Below are 20,348 nucleotides of genomic sequence, written 5' to 3'. Positions count from 1 at the left end.
TCGGATCCTTGCTAATCTCACCCTGCGATGGCGGTCATCCGCCCCGGCTGATCGTCAGGCCCTGGATGGGTGAGTGCACCGCTCTATCATCTGCCTATGAGGGCGAACAGACGTCAGTTGGAGATCCTCGTCGCCGTGGCCGATGAGCTGCACTTCGTTCGAGCCGCCGATCGCCTGCAAATCGCCCAGCCCACGTTGAGCAAAGAGCTGAGGCGCTTCGAGAGCCAGCTGACATACTCGCTGTTCGATCGCGGGTCCAGCGGCACCCGGCTGACTCCACAAGGTGCCCGGCTCCTACCTTTCGCGCGCCAGGCGTTGGCGGCCATCGCGGACTTCGACCGGGCGGCTGAGGACGAGAGCGGCAGTGCGACCGAGGGGGTCAGCGTACGGATCGCCGTCTCGCCATCGGTGGCGAACCGGCTGGCCCCGGCGATCTTGCGACAGCTGGACGACGGACACCGCTGGCGACCCGAGATCGTCGAGGTCAACACTGGTGCTGTGGTGGACACGGTGACGCGGGGTGATGCCGACATCGGTATCGGGCACTGCCTGGACGCGGGAGCCGCCGGATACGTCAGGAAGCTGCGCGAGGACCGCATGGTGGTGGTCGCATCGGTCGACGTCTGCCCGCACGGGCATGGCCCGGTGGATCTCACCGAGCTGAAGACGATGTCTCTCCTGGTGTGGGAGCGGCGCAGCGACCCTGCCTACTTCGACACCATCATGAAGATCTGCGCTGATCGCGGTATCGGACAGATCGATACGGTGACGAGCACGCGGATCGCCGGAGTGCACTATTACCTCCTCGAGGAAGGGCGGGCATTCGCCATCGTGCCGGAGGACTTCGGTCTGTTCCTGCCCGACTCGATCTCAGCGAATCCGCTCACACCCGAGGCGACGGTGCCGTTGCACACGGTTGTTCGCTCTGAGCTGGCTCTGCGCACCTACCGCGACCTGATGGAGCTGTTCGCGCGGCTGTGAGCACAGCGTCAGGGGCGCACGACCGCTACGCTCTGGCCTGCATCGACCGGGCCCGTGGCGACGACCTCGAGGTTCGTGAACGCCCCGATCTCGCTTGCCACGACGATGACGTCGGCGCGGTAGCCGGCGTCGGCCACCACCTGCAGGTCCATCAGCACGAGCGGGGTGCCAATATCGACTGACTGACCCTGCTCGACTAGCGCCTCCAGTCCCCGTCCCTCCAGTTCGACCGTGTCGATGCCGCAGTGGATGAGCAATGTGAGCCCATCGGCGGCAGCGAGGATGATGCCGTGGCGTGACGGCATCACGTGGGTGATCGTGCCCGCGACCGGGGCGACGACGACACCGTTGGTGGGCACGACCGCGAATCCCGGGCCCAGTGTCCCGACAGAGAAGACCGGGTCGGCCACTTCCCTGAGCGGGACAACCCGGCCCTCGCATGGAGCGTGGAGTTCGACCGGTGCCGGGGTGTTCATGCGAGCAGTTCCTCACGCAGGACATTCCAGTGGGTCGAGACCAGAGCGGGCGGGATGACACCGTTCTCGGTCACGAGGCCGCGTATGAGGTTAGCCGGTGTGAGATCGAAGAACTGATTGATGACCGTCATGCCCTCCACGAATCGCTCGTCGTCACGCGCCAGGACCTCATCGGGATCACGCTTCTCTAAGGCGATCGCTCCACCCTGCGCCGTGCGCGCGTCATACTTGAACAGTTCGCTGAGCACGTAGACGGGCACATCGTAATGACGTGCGGCGAGTGCGACGGGGAAGGAGCCGATCTTATTGGCCACGGAGCCGTCGACGCTGAGGCTGTCTGCGCCGAGCACGACGATGTCCGCCGTCTTGACCGATTCGGCCATCGCGGCGTCCGTCACGAATCGGACGTCCTCGCAGCCCATTTCACGCAAGAGGCGCACGGCGTTGAGCGATTCACGCAGGGGGCGCGACTCCGTGCAGACGACGCTGAAGCGTTTGCCGGCGTCGAAGGCGGCCTGGTAGGAGTCCACGAGGGTGCTCGAATAGCTGTGCATGAGCACCGTTCCACCATCGGGGATCAGTTCGGCGGCAACTCGTGTCACCTCGGCCACCGCCCGGTAGGAATGGTCGATGATCCGCGCGGTGAGCGCCTCGATCACCTCGCGCGCCTCGTCTGGCCCGTCGCACGTGTGAAGGGCTTCGGAAACGAGAGTGTTGACATTGGCGATCGTCGCCATCGTCGGCTTCAGGTTGGACATCTGGCGGGCGATGTCCGCAGTACGGTCGCGCAACGCGTCGAGCGTCTCGAGACCGGGTTCACGGGCGACCCAGCGGTGGGCCCAGGCCGCGGCTCGGCCGAAGGGGCTCCCCCCTTTGACGTTCATGTCCCGAATCTCCTGGACAACATGATCGGCCGACGTGAACTCGATGTCGGGCAGGCTCACAGTGATCGTTCTCCTTCTCTGGTGGGGGACGGGATCAGGCGACCCGGTCGCCCGTCCGCTGGCTGTTCTTGAGGGTCTCATCGAAGCCCACGAAGTAGGTGAGGGCGAAGGTCACGACCGACCCTACGATCGTGCCGATGACGAGGCCGGCGAACCCGGCGCCCATATAGGCCGGGATGCTGTAGAAGCTGAAGGCGACCGGGGCGGTGGTGCCCGCGAACGTCGCCCCGGTGATAGCGCCGCCGATGGCCCCGCCGACGAGGACGAAGTAGAACGGGCGCCGGTACTTGATGTTCACGCCGTACATCACGGGCTCGATGACGTTGCCCGCCAACAGGCTGGTGATGCTCAAGGTGAACGCATTCTTCTTGATCTCCGGATCCTTGGCACGGGCGGCAACCGCGAGTCCGGCAGCGATCTGACAGAACAGGCTCGCCGCGTGCGTCATGATCACCTGGTCGCGGCCGAAGGTGGCGATATTGGGAACGGTGATCAGCGCCAGGAGCACGATGTGCATGCCGAAGATGATCAACAGCTGCCACGTGCCGCCGATGAGGGCGCCGGCGAGGATCGGGCTGAAGTCGTAGAGACTCTGGAAGACATCTACAAGGGCACGGCCTCCCCATGCCCCCAGCGGGCCGAGGGCGAGGACGGCGATCGGTGCGACTACCAGCAGTGACACGAAGGGGACGACGATGCTGCGGGCAACGTCCGGGACGACCTTTCGCAGGAATCGCTCGACGTGGGACAGCACCCACATGGAGAGGACCGCTGGAAGCACACTGCCCCAGTAGTCGACCTCGGTAAGCGGTAGGCCGAGGAAGGACGGATCCCCGCCGTCGGCGAATAGTGCGGCCAGGCCGGGGTTCATCAGCAGTCCGACGATGATCAGACCGATGGCGACGTCGGCGCCGAATTTGCGGGCGGCCGACCAGCCGATGATCGCAGGGAAGAAGTAGTACAGGGAGTCCGCGATGAGGTGCAGGATCTGCACTGTCGAGTTGGTGTCGGAGATGCCCACGATCTCCGTGCAGATCACTGCCACGATCTTGACGAATGCGGAGGCGAGCAGAGCGGGGATCACAGGCGAGACGATCTCGGCGATGACACCGATCAGCCGCGAGAAGGGGTTGCCGGCGGGCTGGCCTCTCGTCACTGACGGAGCCTCGCCTCCGCCGTCGGCTGCCGCACCGGTCCGATCGGTGATGGCGGCGCGCACCTTGTCGACCCCGCCGCCCATCACCAGTTGGTACTGCTCTCCGACCTTCACGACGGTCATGACGCCGGGAACCTGTTTGAGGGCATCGTCGTCGATCTTCGACTCGTCGACGAAGGTGAGCCGGACTCGAGTCATACAGTTGGTGGCGGTGCGGATGTTGTCCGGGCCACCGACCGCCTCGACGATGGCGTCGGCCTGGGTCTCGGGGGTCGTCGTCATGGCGTTCTCCTCGTTATCCGAATGGGCTCATGCCCGACTGATGGAGCTAACGGCTCGCGCCACCTCGCAGCCGAGGGCTACGTTGTTCCGGTAGAGCGCGATATTGGCGCGCAGACTCTCTCCCCCGGTGCTGCGCTGAATGAAGTCGAGTAGGAATGGCGTGGCGTCCTGTCCCCGCACCTGCGCCGCCTCGGCTGCCGCCCACGCCTGTTCGATGACGCCGTCGAGGTAGGCGGGATCCATCTGCTCGTGCTCGGGGATCGGGTTGCCGACGAGTACGGCCGAGGAGAGTCCCAGGCTGCGGGAGAAGTCGAACATGTGGGCGATGGCCTCAGGCGAGTCGGCTCTATTGGGGACTGGGAAACCGGAGTCCTGCACGAAGAATCCCGGGTAACGGTCGGTGCCGTATCCGACGACGGGGATGCTGTAGGTCTCGAATCGCTCCAGTGTGGCCCCGATGTCCAGGATGGCCTTGGCGCCCGAGCTCACCAGCACGATGGGGGTGGTGGCCAAGGAGGTGATGTCCGCGGACTCGTCGAAGGTGGTCGATGCGCCATGGTGGACACCGCCGAGGCCGCCGGTGGAGAACACTGCGATGCCGACGCGGTGGGCGAGCAGGGCGGTGGCGGCGATGGTGGTTCCGGCGTCCTGCTTGGACTCCGCGGTGGTGATGAGGTCGCGCACGCTGGCCTTGACGACGGCGTCGGAGGACGACAGCCGTTCGATCTCGGCATCGCTCAGGCCTACGGTAGGGACACCGCCGACGACCCCGATGGTGGCGGGAACCACGCCTTTCTCTCGGATCGTCCGCTCAGCCTCTCGGGCCGTCTCGACATTGGCGGGGCGCGGCAGGCCGTGGGTGAAGATCGTTGACTCGAGGGCCAGGACGGGGAGGTCCTCGGCGAGTGCCGCCCGGACCTCGTCGGAGACACGGATGGGCGAGGAGGCGGTGGTACCGGGCACGTTCAGATCCCTTCGACATGATTTTCATCGCAGCCTAGGAACAACGTGACGGACCGTACAGTAGCGAGTTGGCATGGCTCATAGACGCAGGCTATAAAGGGCAAGCGTGGACGCGGAGGGTGTCGGCCGACAGAGCCCGGACCAGCAGGCGCTTGGTGCGCAGCCGCGTACGCGGGACGACGACACTCGACACGGAGCACGTTGACGAACTGCGGCAGCTCGTCGAGACGGGCGACCGCTAAAAATTATGACGGACGAACGCTGCATCCTCCGACCATAATTAAATTCGCCAAAAATTATTAGCCGGTGCGATACTGGACCCGTGAGCACAACTTTCGAGAGGACCCCGTACGCGTAGAGGTCCGTATTCTGCTGGAGCGGCTCGAATCCGGGGAGGATGTCGACGGGCACTACGAGACACGTCGAGTCGACCTCAAGGAGGAAGCTGGCCGACGCAACCACTCCGGAGAGGTCCTGCCGGGCACTCCCGAGAACGGCCCTGCGGCCGAGAAGCTCGCTGCCGAGGCCGCCTGCATGTCGAACACACCCGGCGGAGGTGCGCTCGTCGTCGGGGTCAGTGACCGTGGCGAACTTATCGGTGCGGAATTGGACGCCGAGTGGTTGAGGCATCGGATCTACGAGCTGACCCGTCGGTTGTTGACAGCTGATGTCACCGAGGTGACGGTTCGCGATGTACGACTACTCATCATCATGGCGCCGAGTGCCGTCGAGCCGATCCGGTTCAACGACAAAATCTTCTGGCGCGTCGACCATCACTGCGTGGAGGTCGACGCATCCACCTGGCACACCAAGCGTATGCAGACGCTGAACTATGACTGGTCCAACAGCGCATCGGCGACCCCTGCCAGCGAGATCCGCCAGCGGGCCCTTGCGGTGGCTCGCGACTTCCTACTCGATAGCGGTGACCCGGGGGCGGAAGAGCTTGCGAGCAGCTCCGACACTCAACTACTACGGCGCTTGAATGCTGTGACTCACGACGGGATGCTCACCAACGCGGGAGTGCTCGCATTCGTCGGTCGCGGCTCCCCTTGCCTTGATTACATGCATCGCGACTACGCCGGCGGGGACAGCACCGCACGAGTACGCAGGAGGGACCGCTCACTCCTAGAAGAGCTAGCCGAGGTCTTCTTGACGATCGACGCCAACAACATGACGCGCCATCTACCGACCGGGCTGGTCGTGCGGCAGGTGCGTGACATCCCTGCCCTCGCCGCACGCGAAGCCATCGTCAACGGCGTGGCTCACCGGGAGTGGGGGGACTCTGGCCCGACCTCCGTCGAGCACATCGGGCGAACTTTGCGCGTCACAAGCCCAGGCGGGTTCTTCGGCGGGGTGAACGAGTCGAACATACTCACCCATCCCTCGCAGTCGCGCAACCCAGCACTGACCCAACTTCTCGCCGACCTACGCGTGGCCGAGCGAGAAGGAATCGGTGTCGATCGCATGGTGAGGGAAATGCTCCGTCTCGGACATCAGCCCCCCGTGATCCGGGAAACGACGGGCCCATACGTTCGAGCTTCCCTCGTCGGCGACACGCTCGATGAGCCATGGATCGACTGGCTCAGCAAGGTCGAACCGGTCGAGGAATCCTCAGATGTCTCCTCATTGCTTATTCTGAGGCGCCTCGTGGACACAGGCTGGGTCGACGAGCGAAGTTGCGCCGCGCTGATTCAGCTTCCGGCCGAAGAGGCGCGGGGAGCCATCCTGAAGGTTGCTCATGCGAATATCAACGGTGCGCCTCTTCTCACGACCGTGAAGGGAACGCCGGAGGCGAGCCCGCCCGTCTGGAGACTCGCGCCAAGGGCGATGAAAGCGCTTCTCGACCTTGACCGGGCCGTCGGGCATCATCGCCAGCTGCCGAGCCGCGCCGAAATCGCTCTGTCGTACGCGCAAGCGCGCGGTCGCATCAGCAGCACCGAGCTAGGCAGCCTCGTCGGCGCCAGCGGCACCAATGTCGGAGCAACGCTCAAGTCACTCGCCGCCGAAGGCGCTCTCGAGCCTTCGTCCGCCTCTGGACGGGGGCGCGGCTTCTACTACAAGTGGGCGGGAGCCGACGCGGAATGATCTCCCGTCACCGTGCTCAGTACGCGCCTTCCTTGGCGACGACGGCGCGGATCGTGCGCCAGATGATCTGCAGGTCGCGCATCATGGACCAGTTCTCGACATAGTCGAGGTCGAGGCGCACGGTCTCGTCCCAGTCGAGGTCGGAACGTCCGCTGACCTGCCAGAGCCCGGTGATGCCCTGCTTGACCAGGAGGCGCTTGGCGGCGAAATCATCGTAGGCCTCGACCTCGGTCCGCAACGGAGGTCGCGGACCGACGATGCTCATGTCGCCGCAAAGCACATTGATGAACTGCGGCAGCTCGTCGAGGCTGTAGCGGCGGATGAACTTGCCGACGCGGGTGACGCGCGGGTCGTCCTCCATCTTGAAGAGCACGGCTTTGACATCGTTAGCATCGCGCAGCGCTTGCACTTCTTGGTCTGCGTTCGGGCGCATGCTGCGGAATTTGAGCATGGAGAATGCTTCGCCGTCCTTGCCGATGCGTTCGGACTTGTAGAGGACGGGACCCTTGGAGTCGAGCTTCACCGCGACGGCGATGGCGATCATGAGCGGCGAGACAGCGAACAGCGCGGCAGTGGCGAAGGCGCGGTCGAAGATCTTCTTGGTGATGGTGGCGGCCGCTTTGAACTGCGGCTCCTCCACATGCACGAGGGGCATGTTGGCAACGGCGCGGACGTGGACGCGAGGTCCTGCGACGTCCATGACATTGGGCGACACCATGAGGTCGATGTCGAGGTCATGCAGGTCCCAGGACAACTGACGCAACCCGTGGTGACCGAGATGCTCAGTGTCGCTGACGATGACGGTGTCAGCCTCGGTGAGATAGAGGGCATCGCGGAGATCGTGGCTCGAGCCGAACACCGGGACGAACTGGTCCGGTACATCGAGCCACTGTCGGGGACCGGACTCAGAGTCGGGAACCCACACGCCGCTTACGCGGTAACCAGCGGAGGCATGTCGGCCCATCCAGGCCGCGATATCGCTGGCCGTCTCGACGCCACCCACGATCATGACGTGGTGCGAGGCCTTGCCTCTGGCCCGCTGCTTCTGCAGCCGGTTGCGCCAGAACTTGCGGTTAAGCAGCAGGCCGACGAGGCCGATAGGCAGAGCGATACCGAGGTATCCGCGCGAGGTCTGAAACTGCAGCAGGTAGGAGACGATCGCGACCATGCCGAAGAGGAAGAGGCTGACGTTGAAGACTTTGGCATACTCGTCGGGGCCGTCCCCGAGCAAGCGTCTGTCGTAGGTGCCGGCCAGGTGCAACACGAGCACCCACGCGATGGTGAGAAGGACCGTGATCGACACGTAGGTCGTTGCAGCCTCGCCGAAGCCCTCCGTGACGACGCCGAACCTGATCATCAGGGCGATCACGGCCGCCGCATAGACGACGAAACCGTCACCGATCATCACGGACCGGGCGTAGGCGTCGACCCAGCTCTTCGAGCCGTTGGCCGAAGACTCCGTCGGCCGTACGGCACCGCTCGGGTGCGTTCGCTGCTGTGGTACCCCTGTCACGGCACCGTCCTCTCTCCCCACCACCGATCAGTCTGCCGTAATGAGTGCTCGCCAGTAGTCCAATTCTCAACTTTTGAGTGATCGAGAATCGCTGTTGGGGTCAGCTTCAAGAACTAGAGGGCCAACGCGTCGATCATGGAGTCGGTGCCGCGCCAGAGTGGGACACGCTTCTCGTCACCGGCCGCGAACCAACGGAATTTCAGTCCCTCCCCACCATCGGAAACACAGGCCGCTGGCGCGACCGGAAGCACGAAGCAGAGCGCGACCGCGTGCTTCCGCGGGTCGACCCCCGAGTGCGTCAATCCGTCGCGACGCTCGGGAAACCACTGCATGACAAGTTGTGGTTGGGGTTCGTCTGGCACGTGGACCTCGGCACCGCTGAGCGTCTCGTTCAGATGCCGGCGGATGGCCTCCGCGATAGTCTCGCCACGCCATACTCGACCGCCGAGATGGCACCACACCATCGTTCCTTCCGGATGTTCACGCTCGATCAGACCGATATGTCTTTGACCATCGATCGTAGCGATGGGGAGCACATCCACGCAGAGAATCGGAAGATGATCCTGCGCCCAACGCCAGTCAGCGGCGGACAACAGTGTCACGGTCTCGCTAGCCCATTTCGGAGACGACGAAGGACTCACTCACGTAGTTCATCTCGGTGCTCGCGATACCACTCGACGGTCCGGCGAAGTCCCTCTTCGAGTGAGATCTGAGCGGTCCAACCCTGCTCGGCGAGGTAGGAGACGTCAAGGAGCTTCTGCGGTGTTCCATCCGGCTTGGACGTATCCCATTCGGTAGCGCCTTCGAAACCGACCACGTGACCGATCGTCTCGGCGATCTCACGGATGGTTACGTCCGACCCGGTGCCCACGTTGACCTGCGACGGCCCGTCGTAGTGCTCCATGAGATAGAGCACGGCGTCCGCCAGGTCATCGACGTGGAGGAACTCACGTCGAGGGTTGCCAGTTCCCCAGTTGGTGACGCTGTCAGCTTCTTCGCGTGCAGCTTCGTCGTAGCGGCGAATCAGCGCGGGCAGGACGTGAGAGCCCTTGGGCGAGAAGTTGTCATTGGGGCCGTAGAGGTTGGTCGGCATCGCGCTGATCCACGGCAGGCCGTACTGGCGACGCACAGCCTGCACCTGCATGATTCCGGCAATCTTGGCGATCGCGTAGGCATCATTGGTCGGTTCAAGATGGCCGGTGAGCAGCGAGTCCTCACGGATAGGCTGTTCGGCGTACTTGGGATAGATACATGACGATCCGAGGAAGATCATGCGCTCCACGCCCTGTTCACGAGCTGCATCCATGACGTTGAGCTGAATACGCAGGTTGTCGCTGAGGAAGTCGACCGGATAGGTGTTATTGGCTAGGATTCCACCCACCTTGGCGGCGGCGAGCGCGACATAGGCCGGCTTCTCGGCGGCGAAGTAGTCGAAGACAGCCCCGCGATCCTTGAGGTCAAGCTCGCTCGATGCCCGGCCGACAACGCGATTGAATCCTCCCGCCTCGAGTCGACGAACGATCGCTGAGCCGACGAGCCCGCGATGGCCGGCTACATAGAACGTAGCGTCCCGATCGAGCTCTCTCGGCTTAAAATCAACGCCGTCAGAGGTCTGAATACCGGTACTCACGCGGTGCCCCACGAAGCGAGCTTCACTCGATCGAACCATGGCCTGCCGGCGTGTTCGATGGCTTCCAGGTCGGCATCGACCATGATCTTGGCAAGCTCGCGACCATCAACGGTGGCCTTCCACCCCAGGTCCTTTTCCGCCTTGGCCGGGTCGCCGACCAGGGCGTCGACCTCCGTCGGCCGCAGGTAGCGCTCGTCAAACTTGACGTGGTCTTCCCAGTTCAGCCCCGCATGGCTGAACGAGATCTCGAGGAACTCTCGAACAGTGATGCCGAGCCCGGTAGCGAGTACGTAGTCCTGGGGTTCATCGGCCTGAAGCATCCGCCACATGCCTTCGACATACTCGGGCGCATAGCCCCAGTCACGGATTGAATCGATATTTCCCATGTAGAGGTGCTGTTGTCGGCCGGTCTTGATGGCGGCCACGGCGCGAGTGATCTTGCGAGTCACGAAGGTCTCGCCACGACGCGGTGACTCATGGTTGAACAAGATGCCGTTGACGGCAAACATCTCGTACGCCTCACGGTAGTTCTTGGTGATCCAGTAGCTATATAGCTTGGCAGCGGCATACGGCGAGCGCGGATAGAACGGCGTGTCCTCACTCTGAGGTGGGGGCGTCGCGCCGTACAGCTCCGAGGTAGACGCCTGGTAGTAGCGCGTCTCGATACCCGCGAGACGAACCGCCTCCAGAAGACGAATAGTGCCAGTGCCGGTCACATCGGCCGTGTGCTCAGGCTCGTCGAACGACACGCGTACATGCGACTGAGCCGCGAGATTGTAGACCTCGTCGGGCCGGATCTCGCTCATCAAAGTGACGAGGCGAGCACCGTCGCCAAGATCAGCGTAGTGGAGGAATAGCTTCGCATCCTCATCGTGCGGATCTTGGTAAAGGTGGTCGATCCGCTGCGTGTTGAACGTGGAAGCACGACGGATAAGACCGTGAACCTCGTACCCCTTCGCGAGCAGCAGCTCAGCGAGATAGGAACCATCCTGGCCCGTAATTCCGGTGATCAGCGCACGCTTCATCTGATTCCTTCCTCTTCCGACTTTCCGAATGAAACCGAACCCGGCCTGACTGAACGGGCCGGATTACCCGCGACGACATCGCCCGCAGGAACCGACGTGAGGACCACGGAACCAGCACCTATCACTGCGCCATGGCCAATCTCGATATCGCCCAGGATAATGGCTCCAGCCCCGACATTTACATCGTCTCCGATCCGCGGTACGCCACCACCGATGCGGCGGTGGCCGACCGTCACGCCGTTGCGCAGTTGCACACGTGAGCCCAAAATCGCGCCATCGTTGATCACGATCCCGAACCCGTGGTAAATAGACAGGCCAGGACCTATCGACGTCTTGGGCCGAATCTCGAGCCCGAGCAGACCCTCGGTTAACAAACGATAACTCATTTCAAGCGGGCTAAAAAGAAGGCGCCGAGTGCGTGAGTTTCCCATGGCCGCTTGAGATAACCGGAAAAGCACGAGAACAAACCGGGCCTTTGGATCGTGACGATTTGCGCGGTAATCAGCGACCATGTCATTCCACAGAGAACGCCTAACCCCATCCGATCTCTTACGCGACATGCGTGACCGCACCTTCCCTGCAACATAAGCGGGCTCAGCAAAAGCACCGCGACCAAGAAACACAGCGCGACGTATCGCGTCCCGAGGGCGTGAGAATTCCGCCGCTCTTCGCGACAACGCCATCCGCCTAATCGCCTGATCAGTCCTAGGCGAAACTGGCACCGAAATCTGCCGCGAATAATGGAGGCGAATAGATTCTGCAGCTCGGACACTTTTTTCGGGCCCGGCGCTCGACTTTCCACCGACCCAGCGATAGAGACAGGATGGGACTTGATGTTCCAGAACTGTCCCGCGAAGAGCACCGCGAATAAGAAACTCGTAATCCTCCGCATAACGAGGCCAAAGTGGTTTCGGATCATCAGTAAGCACCGCGCGGAGTGCGGTCGTTCGCCACACGAAGGCGGCTGGTGGTCCTGGTGCATGGCCTCGCGCTAGCAGATTTTCAACCGTGATGCCGTCAGCCCAGTGACTCAGTTTACGCCGGTGTCCGCCGCGACCAATTCCGACCGTCGTTCCACAGGCGAACGGCGAGTCGCGGTGCTCGGCGAGTAGCTCCATCGAACGCAAGGTGCCTTCTGGGATTAGCTCATCATCGGCGTCCAACAGAACGGTGAATTCTCCACTAACTTCGCGGACCCCGCGGCGCCGGGCTTCGGCGGCCCCCGCGTTATCCTGTGAAACCACAGTCGCGCCTGCCAAGAATGCAATCTCTGACGTTCGGTCAGTTGACCCATCATCGACAACGATTACCTCCGTGGCACCCGCGAGAATGGCGCTTTGAATGGCTGAGCCGATGGTTACTTCTGCGTCGAACGCAGGGATGACAACGCTAAGCATAATCTCCAAGCAACTTTATCCATGCGTTTCTGAAAGCAGAACGCGAGTGGTTATCAATGAAGGTGTTACGCGCTCCGGCTCCAAGCCGAGCGAGTTCATCCGAATTATTAATCAAACCTTCGATTGCGCGTTTCATTCCCGCGACATCACCTTCTGGGAGGAGATAGCCATTCGTGCCATCATCGACGAGATCTCCAACACCGCCCACATCATACGCAATTACTGGTATGCCCTTGGACAGGGCCTCGATAATCGTAAGCGGTTGAGCCTCGAACTCGTAACGACTCGGGAACACAAGAATTGAAGTCTTCGACCATAAATCACGCTTGTCGCGACCCAGGGCCTGGCCGACGATCTCGAGATTGGGCGGTGAATCTCGACGAAGTTGACCGAGCTGCTCTTCGTCGACAGGCGACCCGGCCGCAACGAATCGGATATCAGAGATACTCCGTGATAGAGCGATAAAATCGGCGATACCCTTCTCAGGGATGAAGTTAGAAAAGTAGGTGACCACTCCGTGGCAGCTGGAGCGGGCAGGAATGTCGTCTACATCGAGAATGGTGTTCGGAACGGTTTCAATCCTAGCTTCTTTCCTTACAAAGGGCGCTACGTCGTGGGCGAGCCGGGGGCTCAGACATACGACTGTCGATGCGCAGGAGAAATGGATTCGGACCAGCTGTCGCCATACCCTGCCGCGTCTAGCGAGTCGTTCATATCCGAGCGCATGCACGTAGCCAAGAGTCGGGATCCGCTTTGCTCGCAAGACCAGACTAATTACGCAGTCAACAAGGAACGAGGCTGGCCTGTTCGTAACGAAGAATATGGCGCAATCTGCGTGACGAGACATCCGAAGGACTCGGCCGAGAAGGCCTACCGCCGCCACGACCTTGCGCCCGCTGAGATTGCCGATATCACCTACCTCTTTACTAAAGCGGCGGTCTGCAAGGCGGATTTCGGCGCTCGATGCGGTGAGTTCCTCTACCAGGATCTGCGTCACGATGGCCGAGCCATGGACCGGTGGAGGTAGCTGGCTGATCACGAGGACCTTAGGACTCATGACGCCAACCCCAAGAAGCTTTCCAGAGCGAAAACGGTCCTCTATCGGGGCCGTTTCGCTCGCGAAATTGGTAGGTTTTCGCAGGCGCACGCGTCTCGAAGCAGGCCTGGCAGATCGCAGTCGCTGAAATCCGATCATGACGCCGAACCAATGGCCCTATCGACCCGGTGCCACATCTCACCGATCGTTGTACTGAGCCTTGCCTGCGCCGCCACGAGAACACCCGGCAAATCCTGATCTCGCAGAAGATCATCGAGCACGCTCACAGACTCCTCAGGCTTGAATGGGTCTGCGAGCTGAGGCGCGATCCCGAAATCACCGTACAGCTCGCCATATTTGTGTGACCAGGAATGTGCAACGGCAGGAACTCCCTGACTTAGTGCACTCACGATCGCGTGGTAACGCCCTGCTACCACGCCCGCGCATCGTGAGATAATAGCCTTCGCTGCCAGGCCATCTGCTGGATTTTCAACTCTAACACCGGGTCGAACCGCTGTGACTTCACGAACGATTTCGGGATCGCCGTGCAGCGAATGCGCAAGTAAGATTGGCTCCAAGCCTCGGCGCTCCAACTCGCCGCAGACATTCGCCAGCGAAGCAACATAGCGTTCGCGTGAATTCGCACCATCCGCGCGTGCTGGGATGTTCACGTTCGGAACCACTGCTACTTGCGGGATGCGATCCGTTACGTTGACCGGGTGGGAGTCGAGCGCAATCGTGATGTCCGGGACCATAGCGATTCGATCGTCACCGTTCCCTATCAATGCGGCCAGGTGTCCCAGCGAGACCGCGTCGCGGGCAAAGATTAGCGTAGCTTGATCCAGCAGGCGTCTTGCTTCGTCTGCGATCGCAGGTCGGTCGAACGGGCCGAAGGCCTGAGGAAGCATGATGATCGGACGGCCTCGTTTGGAAAGCCGGCCGTACGATCGGGCATCGCGGGCAATCGAAGAGGCGGCCCACTGGTCGCCCAAGAAGAACCCCGAAGCGTCCAGGGTCGCAGCCACGTGTCGTGTCGCATAAACACCCGCCGCGGCGGCAAGCGACCTCGGAGCGAGAGACAACCCGCACGAACTCAGTTTCTCAAGCTTGGGTACGTCCCAAAGGCCAGCAACACGCCAGGCACGGCGCAACTCATGGCTGACTCTCCGAACGTCTGCGGCAGGCACGGCACCGCGACTGCGCGCATACTCAGCGCTCGCGCGCAAAAGCAGCTCCGCCCCGCCATTATGTGATCCCACTCCGCGAACGAAGTACACCTCATTCCCCATTAGCGAGGACCTCGTACTTTCGCGCCATGTTCAAAGGGACCTTCGGCGACACGGGAGCCAGCCCATCGGGGTCGGCATGTCCGTAGGCTATCAACATTACCACGCGCTCATATGGAGCGAGATCAAGAAGTCGTCGGATTTCTTTTTCCGGTCGGCGCAGGTCCGGCCAGTTTATGCAGCAGGATGATACCCCCTGCACTTCCAAACCAAGGAGAAGTGACATTGCTGCAAGACTTCCATCAATATAGATCAAGTGTCGGTCTCGTTCATCGACATATGCAGACAAGTCGCCAACCAAGACCATGACCGCGTTGAGATTGTGCACATAACCAGCAGTGCCTCCGGCTATCGCTGCAACCCGACGCGCGTCCTCCGGCCTATCGAACACTCGGAAGCTGTACGGCACGCGATTGCAGGCAGTGGGTGCTTCGATCGCCATCGCGATAGCGCGGTCGACGGTAGCCCGATCAACAGGCCTATCGTCGAACCATCTGACGGAACGCCTGCGTTGCGCCAACTCACACAAGTCGTCAAAGTTGGCAGCAGCGATACCTACAGTCGGGCCACCCGGCCCGAGGTATGGCATCGAAGATGTCAGATTCATACCTCGATAGCGGTCGCGCGCGGCTGCTATCACGGCGTTCGGACTGCTACTCGTGGCGTCAAAGTATCCGTCGAGGACGTCTCGAGACCAGGCGATCATTTCATCGGTAAGGAGACCCTGAACCATAGCAGTTGATAGGCGGTCCAGCACCAGGTCAATGTATGCGACGGCAAATGTGTCGCGGCGCGGCCTCATAGTGAGGCCTTTCTCGATCATGTGAACTCGGCGACGTAGCTCGAACAACTCAGAACCGGTTCGCACCCGAGAATGGTGAGCTTGGATGCCCGCAAACACGGCATCTGCCTCACGATCGAGCGCTGTACTGGCAACTCGATAGTGGATTGCGCCTCGTCCGTAGGTGTACAAACTCACCCGGGCGCGATCCCGCGCTCGCTTCAGCCGGTCTTTAAGACTACCTTCGGGAAACTTCATCAGGCCAGTTAACCTCTCAACTTTCGAATCGCAGCGAGCAGAGGTTCGACGGGGGCGAGGGTCATGTACGCCCCCATCAACCATGTGCTTCGTGTGAGAAAACAGAACAGGTAGGAGGCGGCGACCGATGACCCAACTGTTGCCCAAGCTGATCCAACCGCACCCCAGGAAGGAATCAGAGCGACATTCAGCCCGACCGCGAGCACGGCGCCGATTGAGTGTCTCAGGAGCGATGCCCACAGCACGCCTTCCGCGACTATCCACTTACTGAGCACCGCCGCCATAAAGATGAAGGGGCAGGTGATCGCCAGTATACGGAGAACGTCGGAGGACAGACCGTACTGCTCACCGAATAAGAGGAGCACAATCGGATCGGCGAGCAGGGCCGTTACCACCGCGACCACAATCCCCAGATAGAACGAGCCCGAAAGACTTCTACGAAGCATCCGGTGATATACAGCGTCGTTACCATTGGATTTGAGGTCTAACAGACTAGGAAATGTGGCCGCCATGTAGGCAGTCGGCACGACGTGCAGCAGCTCGCTCAACCTAGAAGCCGCGGCGTAGATGGCGACGGTAGTGGGACCGCTCATAGTCTGCAACGTGATGACGCTCGCGCGGAGACCCACCTGATTGGCGAGTCCTGACAAGGAAAGCGGCGCAGCATCGCGCGCAAGGCGTTTGGTGTATGACCACTCCCTACGTGCGAGCGACCCGGCTGGATATACACGACGGTAGGTACCGAAGATAACTAACGCCGCAACGAGCTGCTCGAGCACGAACAAGATCAGGAAAACTGCCAGCGTGGGCCAAAGGAGTATCGCGGCTATACGAACACCAAAGAAGACAACGGCCGTGACCGTCCGGATCAGTGCCGGAGTCTTGGTTCGCAGATCCGACTGAAACACTAACTCCGGGGCGTCAAAAACTCGGGCGAGGACAGCTACGCATGCCACTGCGGTTGGAATCCACGTTCCGCTACCGGCGAATCCCACGGAGTAGACAACGAATACCAGATAGACGACGACGGCCATTACTTCGCGAATGAAAAAAACACTCGACAATATGACCGAACGTTGGACATGAGAATTTCTAAACTCTCGGACGGCGAGCGCCTGCATCCCTCCGGTCATTATTGAAACGCCCAGTGTCGCGATTGCTGTGGCGTAACTAAATACTCCAAAATCTTCGACCGAGACAACCCGGACTAGGGCAATGCTGAAAAGCCCAGCCAACCCGACCGTCACGATCTGTTGACTCACAGCCCAGATACCGTTCGCGCGAGCACTACCCACAGGTGTTCCTGATCGTAAGCCAGTTGGTCGCTGCCCCTTCTAGGACGACTAACAACAGCCTATGCGTGGCATTGAGAACGCCCGCAAGATTAAGTTTGATTTGTTGCAACCCGTTCAAAAGGGGCCGCGAGGATCTATTTCGGCGTGCGGTAGAGACTCTCCCGACGAATGAGTTCCACGTCATCAGACTGACCGCCGTAACATATAGCTCCGCCGTAAAACTCATGCGTTTACGCGCCAGTATCGCTTTACCGCCCCGAGGAAACTTAAATTACCAACCAGGTAACGACGCCAAAGACGACGAGGCTCGGAGGCGAACCGGTACGCCCACTCAAATCCGCTATTCTGGATGAACTTGGGAGCCTCCCTGACGGTGCCCGCGGCGAAATCGAACGCGGCACCCACACCGATGCATGGGATCCCTAAACGCTCAGCCAGCGCGGTAGAAACGAAGTCCTGTTTCGGCGTACCGAGCCCGACCCACACGAGGTCGGGTGCCGCCGTACCGATGGCATTTAAGCAATCATCAATATATTCATCGGAAACGGGGGCGAAAGGCGGCGAGTAGCTACCGGCGATATCAAGATCAGGGTGCGCCCCAGTCATGACAGAGGTCAAGAGATCCAAGGTCTCACCGCTCGCTCCTAGAAAAAAGGGGCGCAACCCCGTCGCAGCCTGCTCCTCGATGGCACGAATGAAGAACGAAGGCCCTCTCACTCGCCGCGCTGCGGCATTGCCTTGGGCTCGCATGGTCCATACGACGGGCGTACCATCCGGAAAGTTCACACCTGCGCGGCGGAGCAGGTCCCCATAGACGGGATCCTCCTCGGCAAGGGCCACGCAGTATGCATTTGCGAGCCGAACGCTCACCGCCGACTGACCCTTCGCTGCTGCTGTTAGCCAGTTCACAGCGGCGTCGATATTTGTTACGCAGAAGGGCACGTTGCCGACACGATGAACCCCGAAGTGCACGCTGTGTCCAACCGAGGGAACGATCGAATAAGAGGCATCGTCTGCATTCTGATCGGTGTTCAATGTGGTGGCTCCTCCGGTGCGAGCGCGGCCTTCGCGATATTAGTCACGTCCCAATATACCCGAGATCGGATGTCATCAACGGCCGCTGTGGTGCCGTTCAACGTGCCGGGGCGGCCGAAGTAGGCCCGGATGTCGGCTGCTCGTTTCTTCAGGGTCCGACCGAGGGTTGTGATCTTGACCAAGATCTTCGAAACTCCGCTGCTGATGGGACTGCTGCAGGGTTAGTTGACAGATTCACCTACTCGTGCGGCAGACCCCAGCGTCGACACCAGCCATCCGGTTCGACGTCCCGGCAAGCCAGCACCGCCCGGCCGGGTTCGAGGTGTTGGCCCGTCACCTCCAGGCCAAGCTCATCGAGGCCGGTGAGGGTCGTCAGACCAGGGCAGGTGAGTGTAGCGTCAACCACGTCGAGGTCTTCCAGATTGGCAGTGTGAGAACTTCCATCATCGAGAGACCTCGACATCTACCCGACACCGATTCGCGTACCCGAACTACACCCTCATCTGGGAAGAGCCGCATTAGTAGCCAGGTCACTGCTCGCCGGAGAGACGCCCCGCCGCTGGTAGCCTGCTGCTTGTGGGACAACGCTACAGCGCGCAGGAGGACTCCAAGGCGAAACGTATCGTCGGAACGACCGTTGTAGCGTTCGTCCTTGCGTTCTCGAGGTGGGGAACGACGCTCGGAGTAAATCCGCTGTTCATCAGTGATATCCTCATTGCGTTCATACTGACGCACATGCTTGTAACCCGCGGGATCAAAGGTTCTCGGCCGCGAATCGATGGATTCCAAGGAGTCACGTACCTTTTTGCCATTTTTTTTGGATTCATTGCGATACGTGTCCTCCTATCGCTTGGTCAGGCCGGAATATTGGACTGGTTACGGGACGCAGTTCCCTTCCTATACGGAGCGCTCGCTTTCGTCTCCGCAGCCAGCCTGGCGCGATCTAGCAAAAGCGACCGGGCGGCCACAGTGCGTGTGTTCCGATGGGCTCTCACGATCCATATGCTGTGGTTTTCCGTCGTTGCGCTGAGCGGTAATGAATCGGGCTTTAGCATAGCGGGGCCGTTTGCGTCATCGCCGATTTTTCAGGTTCGGCCAGATATCGATGTAGCCCTCGTAGCGATAGCCGCAGGTCTAAACTTGCGTCAGGCGATTCTCGTAAGTTCACGTCGCTTCTGGAACATCGCAGGCATCGCGCTCGGTGTGTTTGTAGTTTTCACTACCACAGCGACACGGGCTGGACAAATCAGTCTCCTGCTTGCCTTAGCTCTTTCTTTCGCCTTCACCTACGCTGGGTCCCGAGAGGCGAAAGGTCGACAACTGGCAATGGCATTCGCAACCCCGGTGATTCTGCTGGCAGTGCTTATCGGTCTACCTACAACTACGGCGGGCGAGCGTTTGATCGCGACAATCATGCCTGATTCTATTTCAGGTAGCCGTGCTGAGATGAACGCGCAAGGTACGCAGCAAGCGCGTGAACGCACATGGGAGACTGTCATCGAGTGGACTAATGACGACCCTCTCCGTGCCGCGGTTGGAAGCGGTTTCGGCAACGATTTTCTTGCGCAGTCCGGAACAAAGAAGTTCTTGGAGGGCACTACCTATACGAATGTTCGGAGTCCACACAATTGGTTCGTTGGCGTATATGCCCGCCTCGGTGCAATTGGGATTTTTCTGGCATCTCTGTGGATGGCGCAGTTGGTGGCTATCGCGTGGCGCCGACGTCAGGACATCGGTGACGACGATCTTCTGGCTTTCTCCACGCTCTCGATTGCCGCGATAATCCCGGTTGCTTCACTTGGAGTTGTTCTTGAGGCGCCGTTTGGCGCGATACCGTTTTTTTGGTCTGCTGGGGTAATTATGGCTTCACGTGCTGGCGCCCGCAAACCTGATTCTTCTCTTGTCATGGGTCGCCACGTGGATATTACCCGCGCCGCCGCTCGTCAGCACAATTCCTAGTGGTGCGTGATCGCTGAGTGGTTTGTTCCCAGGCCGGGGTGGCGTCCGGCCAAGCCACCCATCGGGGGGTGTGTCAGATGGTCTATGTGAGTGATAACTCGATGGATGAGAGGTTTGCAGGCTCATCCGAATCGAGGGTGTAGTTGGGGTCTGAAGCCGCCGGTCTCGAGCAGGCTCCGAGCGATGTAGTTGGTCAGATTCCTGAAGCCGAGGGCAGAGCCGCGGAGGTGTTCGAGTCGTCCGTTG

17 protein-coding genes and 3 pseudogenes are annotated in these 20,348 nt (G+C 60.9%); 3 read left to right on the top strand and 17 right to left on the bottom strand.

Features of this window, described 5'->3' with window-relative positions; genetic code table 11:
* Window positions 1-96 precede the first annotated feature (96 nt).
* The gene (locus FNM00_RS17735) at window positions 97-981 is read left to right on the top strand and encodes a LysR family transcriptional regulator (RefSeq protein ID WP_143914869.1); all 885 of its coding nucleotides are present in this window, start codon (window positions 97-99) and stop codon (window positions 979-981) included.
* Between the two features lie 8 nt (window positions 982-989).
* Here the strand turns inward: FNM00_RS17735 and FNM00_RS17730 are convergent, their stop codons facing one another.
* The 4 genes from FNM00_RS17730 to FNM00_RS17715 all read right to left on the bottom strand — a co-directional run bounded on the left by FNM00_RS17730 (window position 990) and on the right by FNM00_RS17715 (window position 4,802).
* Window positions 990-1,457 (bottom strand): PTS sugar transporter subunit IIA, encoded by a 468-nt coding sequence (locus FNM00_RS17730; RefSeq protein ID WP_143914868.1) that lies wholly within the window; start codon window positions 1,455-1,457, stop codon window positions 990-992.
* A complete protein-coding gene (locus FNM00_RS17725) occupies window positions 1,454-2,341 on the bottom strand; it encodes an eIF2B alpha/beta/delta subunit family protein (RefSeq protein WP_185973230.1) in 888 nt (295 codons plus the stop codon). Before FNM00_RS17725 ends, FNM00_RS17730 begins: the two co-directional genes overlap by 4 nt.
* A 94-nt stretch (window positions 2,342-2,435) precedes the next feature.
* Complete coding sequence (locus FNM00_RS17720; RefSeq protein ID WP_143914866.1) at window positions 2,436-3,839, bottom strand: PTS transporter subunit EIIC; 1,404 nt, start codon at window positions 3,837-3,839, stop codon at window positions 2,436-2,438.
* Between the two features lie 27 nt (window positions 3,840-3,866).
* The gene (locus tag FNM00_RS17715; RefSeq protein ID WP_143914865.1) at window positions 3,867-4,802 is read right to left on the bottom strand and encodes a pseudouridine-5'-phosphate glycosidase; all 936 of its coding nucleotides are present in this window, start codon (window positions 4,800-4,802) and stop codon (window positions 3,867-3,869) included.
* A gap of 306 nt (window positions 4,803-5,108) precedes the next feature.
* On the opposite strand from FNM00_RS17715, the gene FNM00_RS17710 reads away from it, so the two are divergent.
* Complete coding sequence (locus tag FNM00_RS17710; RefSeq protein WP_143914864.1) at window positions 5,109-6,887, top strand: ATP-binding protein; 1,779 nt, start codon at window positions 5,109-5,111, stop codon at window positions 6,885-6,887.
* Between the two features lie 16 nt (window positions 6,888-6,903).
* On the opposite strand, the gene FNM00_RS17705 is transcribed toward FNM00_RS17710, so the two are convergent.
* The 13 genes and pseudogenes from FNM00_RS17705 to FNM00_RS17655 all read right to left on the bottom strand — a co-directional run.
* Window positions 6,904-8,400, bottom strand: coding sequence for a sugar transferase (locus FNM00_RS17705; RefSeq protein ID WP_221933807.1), 1,497 nt, complete (start codon window positions 8,398-8,400; stop codon window positions 6,904-6,906).
* Window positions 8,401-8,513: 113 nt separating this feature from the next.
* A complete protein-coding gene (locus tag FNM00_RS17700) occupies window positions 8,514-8,993 on the bottom strand; it encodes a DUF4916 domain-containing protein (protein WP_185973229.1) in 480 nt (159 codons plus the stop codon).
* 44 nt (window positions 8,994-9,037) lie between these two features.
* On the bottom strand, window positions 9,038-10,030 hold the full coding sequence (locus FNM00_RS17695) for a GDP-L-fucose synthase family protein (RefSeq protein ID WP_281281142.1): 993 nt from the start codon (window positions 10,028-10,030) through the stop codon (window positions 9,038-9,040).
* Window positions 10,027-11,055 carry a GDP-mannose 4,6-dehydratase gene (gene gmd, locus FNM00_RS17690; protein ID WP_143914861.1) on the bottom strand — a complete coding sequence of 343 codons (1,029 nt, stop codon included), beginning with the start codon at window positions 11,053-11,055 and terminating at the stop codon, window positions 10,027-10,029. The genes FNM00_RS17695 and gmd overlap by 4 nt, the downstream gene beginning before the upstream one ends.
* A complete protein-coding gene (locus FNM00_RS19345; RefSeq protein ID WP_246065228.1) occupies window positions 11,052-11,567 on the bottom strand; it encodes a serine O-acetyltransferase in 516 nt (171 codons plus the stop codon). Before FNM00_RS19345 ends, gmd begins: the two co-directional genes overlap by 4 nt.
* 519 nt (window positions 11,568-12,086) lie before the next feature.
* Window positions 12,087-12,452 (bottom strand): annotated as a pseudogene (locus FNM00_RS19590) (glycosyltransferase family 2 protein); the annotation flags it as partial.
* Entirely contained in the window at window positions 12,445-13,449 is a 1,005-nt protein-coding gene (locus FNM00_RS17680; RefSeq protein WP_185973228.1) for a glycosyltransferase family 4 protein, read from the bottom strand. The pseudogene FNM00_RS19590 and the gene FNM00_RS17680, both read right to left, overlap by 8 nt.
* 194 nt (window positions 13,450-13,643) lie before the next feature.
* Window positions 13,644-14,777: a polysaccharide pyruvyl transferase family protein gene (locus FNM00_RS17675; RefSeq protein ID WP_143914858.1), complete on the bottom strand. Its 1,134-nt coding sequence runs from the start codon at window positions 14,775-14,777 to the stop codon at window positions 13,644-13,646.
* Window positions 14,767-15,813, bottom strand: a complete 1,047-nt coding sequence (locus FNM00_RS17670; RefSeq protein WP_185973226.1) for a nitroreductase family protein — start codon at window positions 15,811-15,813, stop codon at window positions 14,767-14,769. Before FNM00_RS17670 ends, FNM00_RS17675 begins: the two co-directional genes overlap by 11 nt.
* Before the next feature lie 8 nt (window positions 15,814-15,821).
* The gene (locus FNM00_RS17665) at window positions 15,822-17,108 is read right to left on the bottom strand and encodes a flippase (RefSeq protein WP_143914856.1); all 1,287 of its coding nucleotides are present in this window, start codon (window positions 17,106-17,108) and stop codon (window positions 15,822-15,824) included.
* A gap of 222 nt (window positions 17,109-17,330) precedes the next feature.
* Window positions 17,331-18,143 carry a WecB/TagA/CpsF family glycosyltransferase gene (locus FNM00_RS17660; RefSeq protein ID WP_221933806.1) on the bottom strand — a complete coding sequence of 271 codons (813 nt, stop codon included), beginning with the start codon at window positions 18,141-18,143 and terminating at the stop codon, window positions 17,331-17,333.
* A 74-nt stretch (window positions 18,144-18,217) separates the two neighbouring features.
* Window positions 18,218-18,349: pseudogene (locus tag FNM00_RS19585) on the bottom strand (ISL3 family transposase); the annotation flags it as partial.
* Window positions 18,350-18,396: 47 nt separating this feature from the next.
* Window positions 18,397-18,549 (bottom strand): annotated as a pseudogene (locus FNM00_RS17655) (ISL3 family transposase); the annotation flags it as partial.
* Window positions 18,550-18,719: 170 nt separating this feature from the next.
* Between FNM00_RS17655 and FNM00_RS17650 the strand changes: the two are divergent.
* On the top strand, window positions 18,720-20,102 hold the full coding sequence (locus FNM00_RS17650) for an O-antigen ligase family protein (protein ID WP_143914855.1): 1,383 nt from the start codon (window positions 18,720-18,722) through the stop codon (window positions 20,100-20,102).
* The last annotated feature ends 246 nt before the right edge of the window (window positions 20,103-20,348 follow it).

This window comes from Aeromicrobium piscarium, assembly GCF_007421815.1.
Lineage (GTDB): Bacteria > Actinomycetota > Actinomycetes > Propionibacteriales > Nocardioidaceae > Aeromicrobium > Aeromicrobium piscarium.
The sequence above is the reverse complement of the archived record's forward strand: the minus strand, read 5'-3'. Positions and strand labels throughout refer to the sequence as shown.

What these genes read in the sequence shown, in the direction of transcription:
- gmd (WP_143914861.1), bottom strand. Translation starts at nt 11,055, where the DNA reads ATGAAGCGTGCGCTGATCACCGGAATTACGGGCCAGGATGGTTCCTAT.
- FNM00_RS17725 (WP_185973230.1), bottom strand. Translation starts at nt 2,341, where the DNA reads ATGAACGTCAAAGGGGGGAGCCCCTTCGGCCGAGCCGCGGCCTGGGCC.
- FNM00_RS17730 (WP_143914868.1), bottom strand. Translation starts at nt 1,457, where the DNA reads ATGAACACCCCGGCACCGGTCGAACTCCACGCTCCATGCGAGGGCCGG.
- FNM00_RS17720 (WP_143914866.1), bottom strand. Translation starts at nt 3,839, where the DNA reads ATGACGACGACCCCCGAGACCCAGGCCGACGCCATCGTCGAGGCGGTC.
- FNM00_RS17675 (WP_143914858.1), bottom strand. Translation starts at nt 14,777, where the DNA reads ATGGGGAATGAGGTGTACTTCGTTCGCGGAGTGGGATCACATAATGGC.
- FNM00_RS17735 (WP_143914869.1), top strand. Translation starts at nt 97, where the DNA reads ATGAGGGCGAACAGACGTCAGTTGGAGATCCTCGTCGCCGTGGCCGAT.
- FNM00_RS19345 (WP_246065228.1), bottom strand. Translation starts at nt 11,567, where the DNA reads ATGGTCGCTGATTACCGCGCAAATCGTCACGATCCAAAGGCCCGGTTT.
- FNM00_RS17670 (WP_185973226.1), bottom strand. Translation starts at nt 15,813, where the DNA reads ATGAAGTTTCCCGAAGGTAGTCTTAAAGACCGGCTGAAGCGAGCGCGG.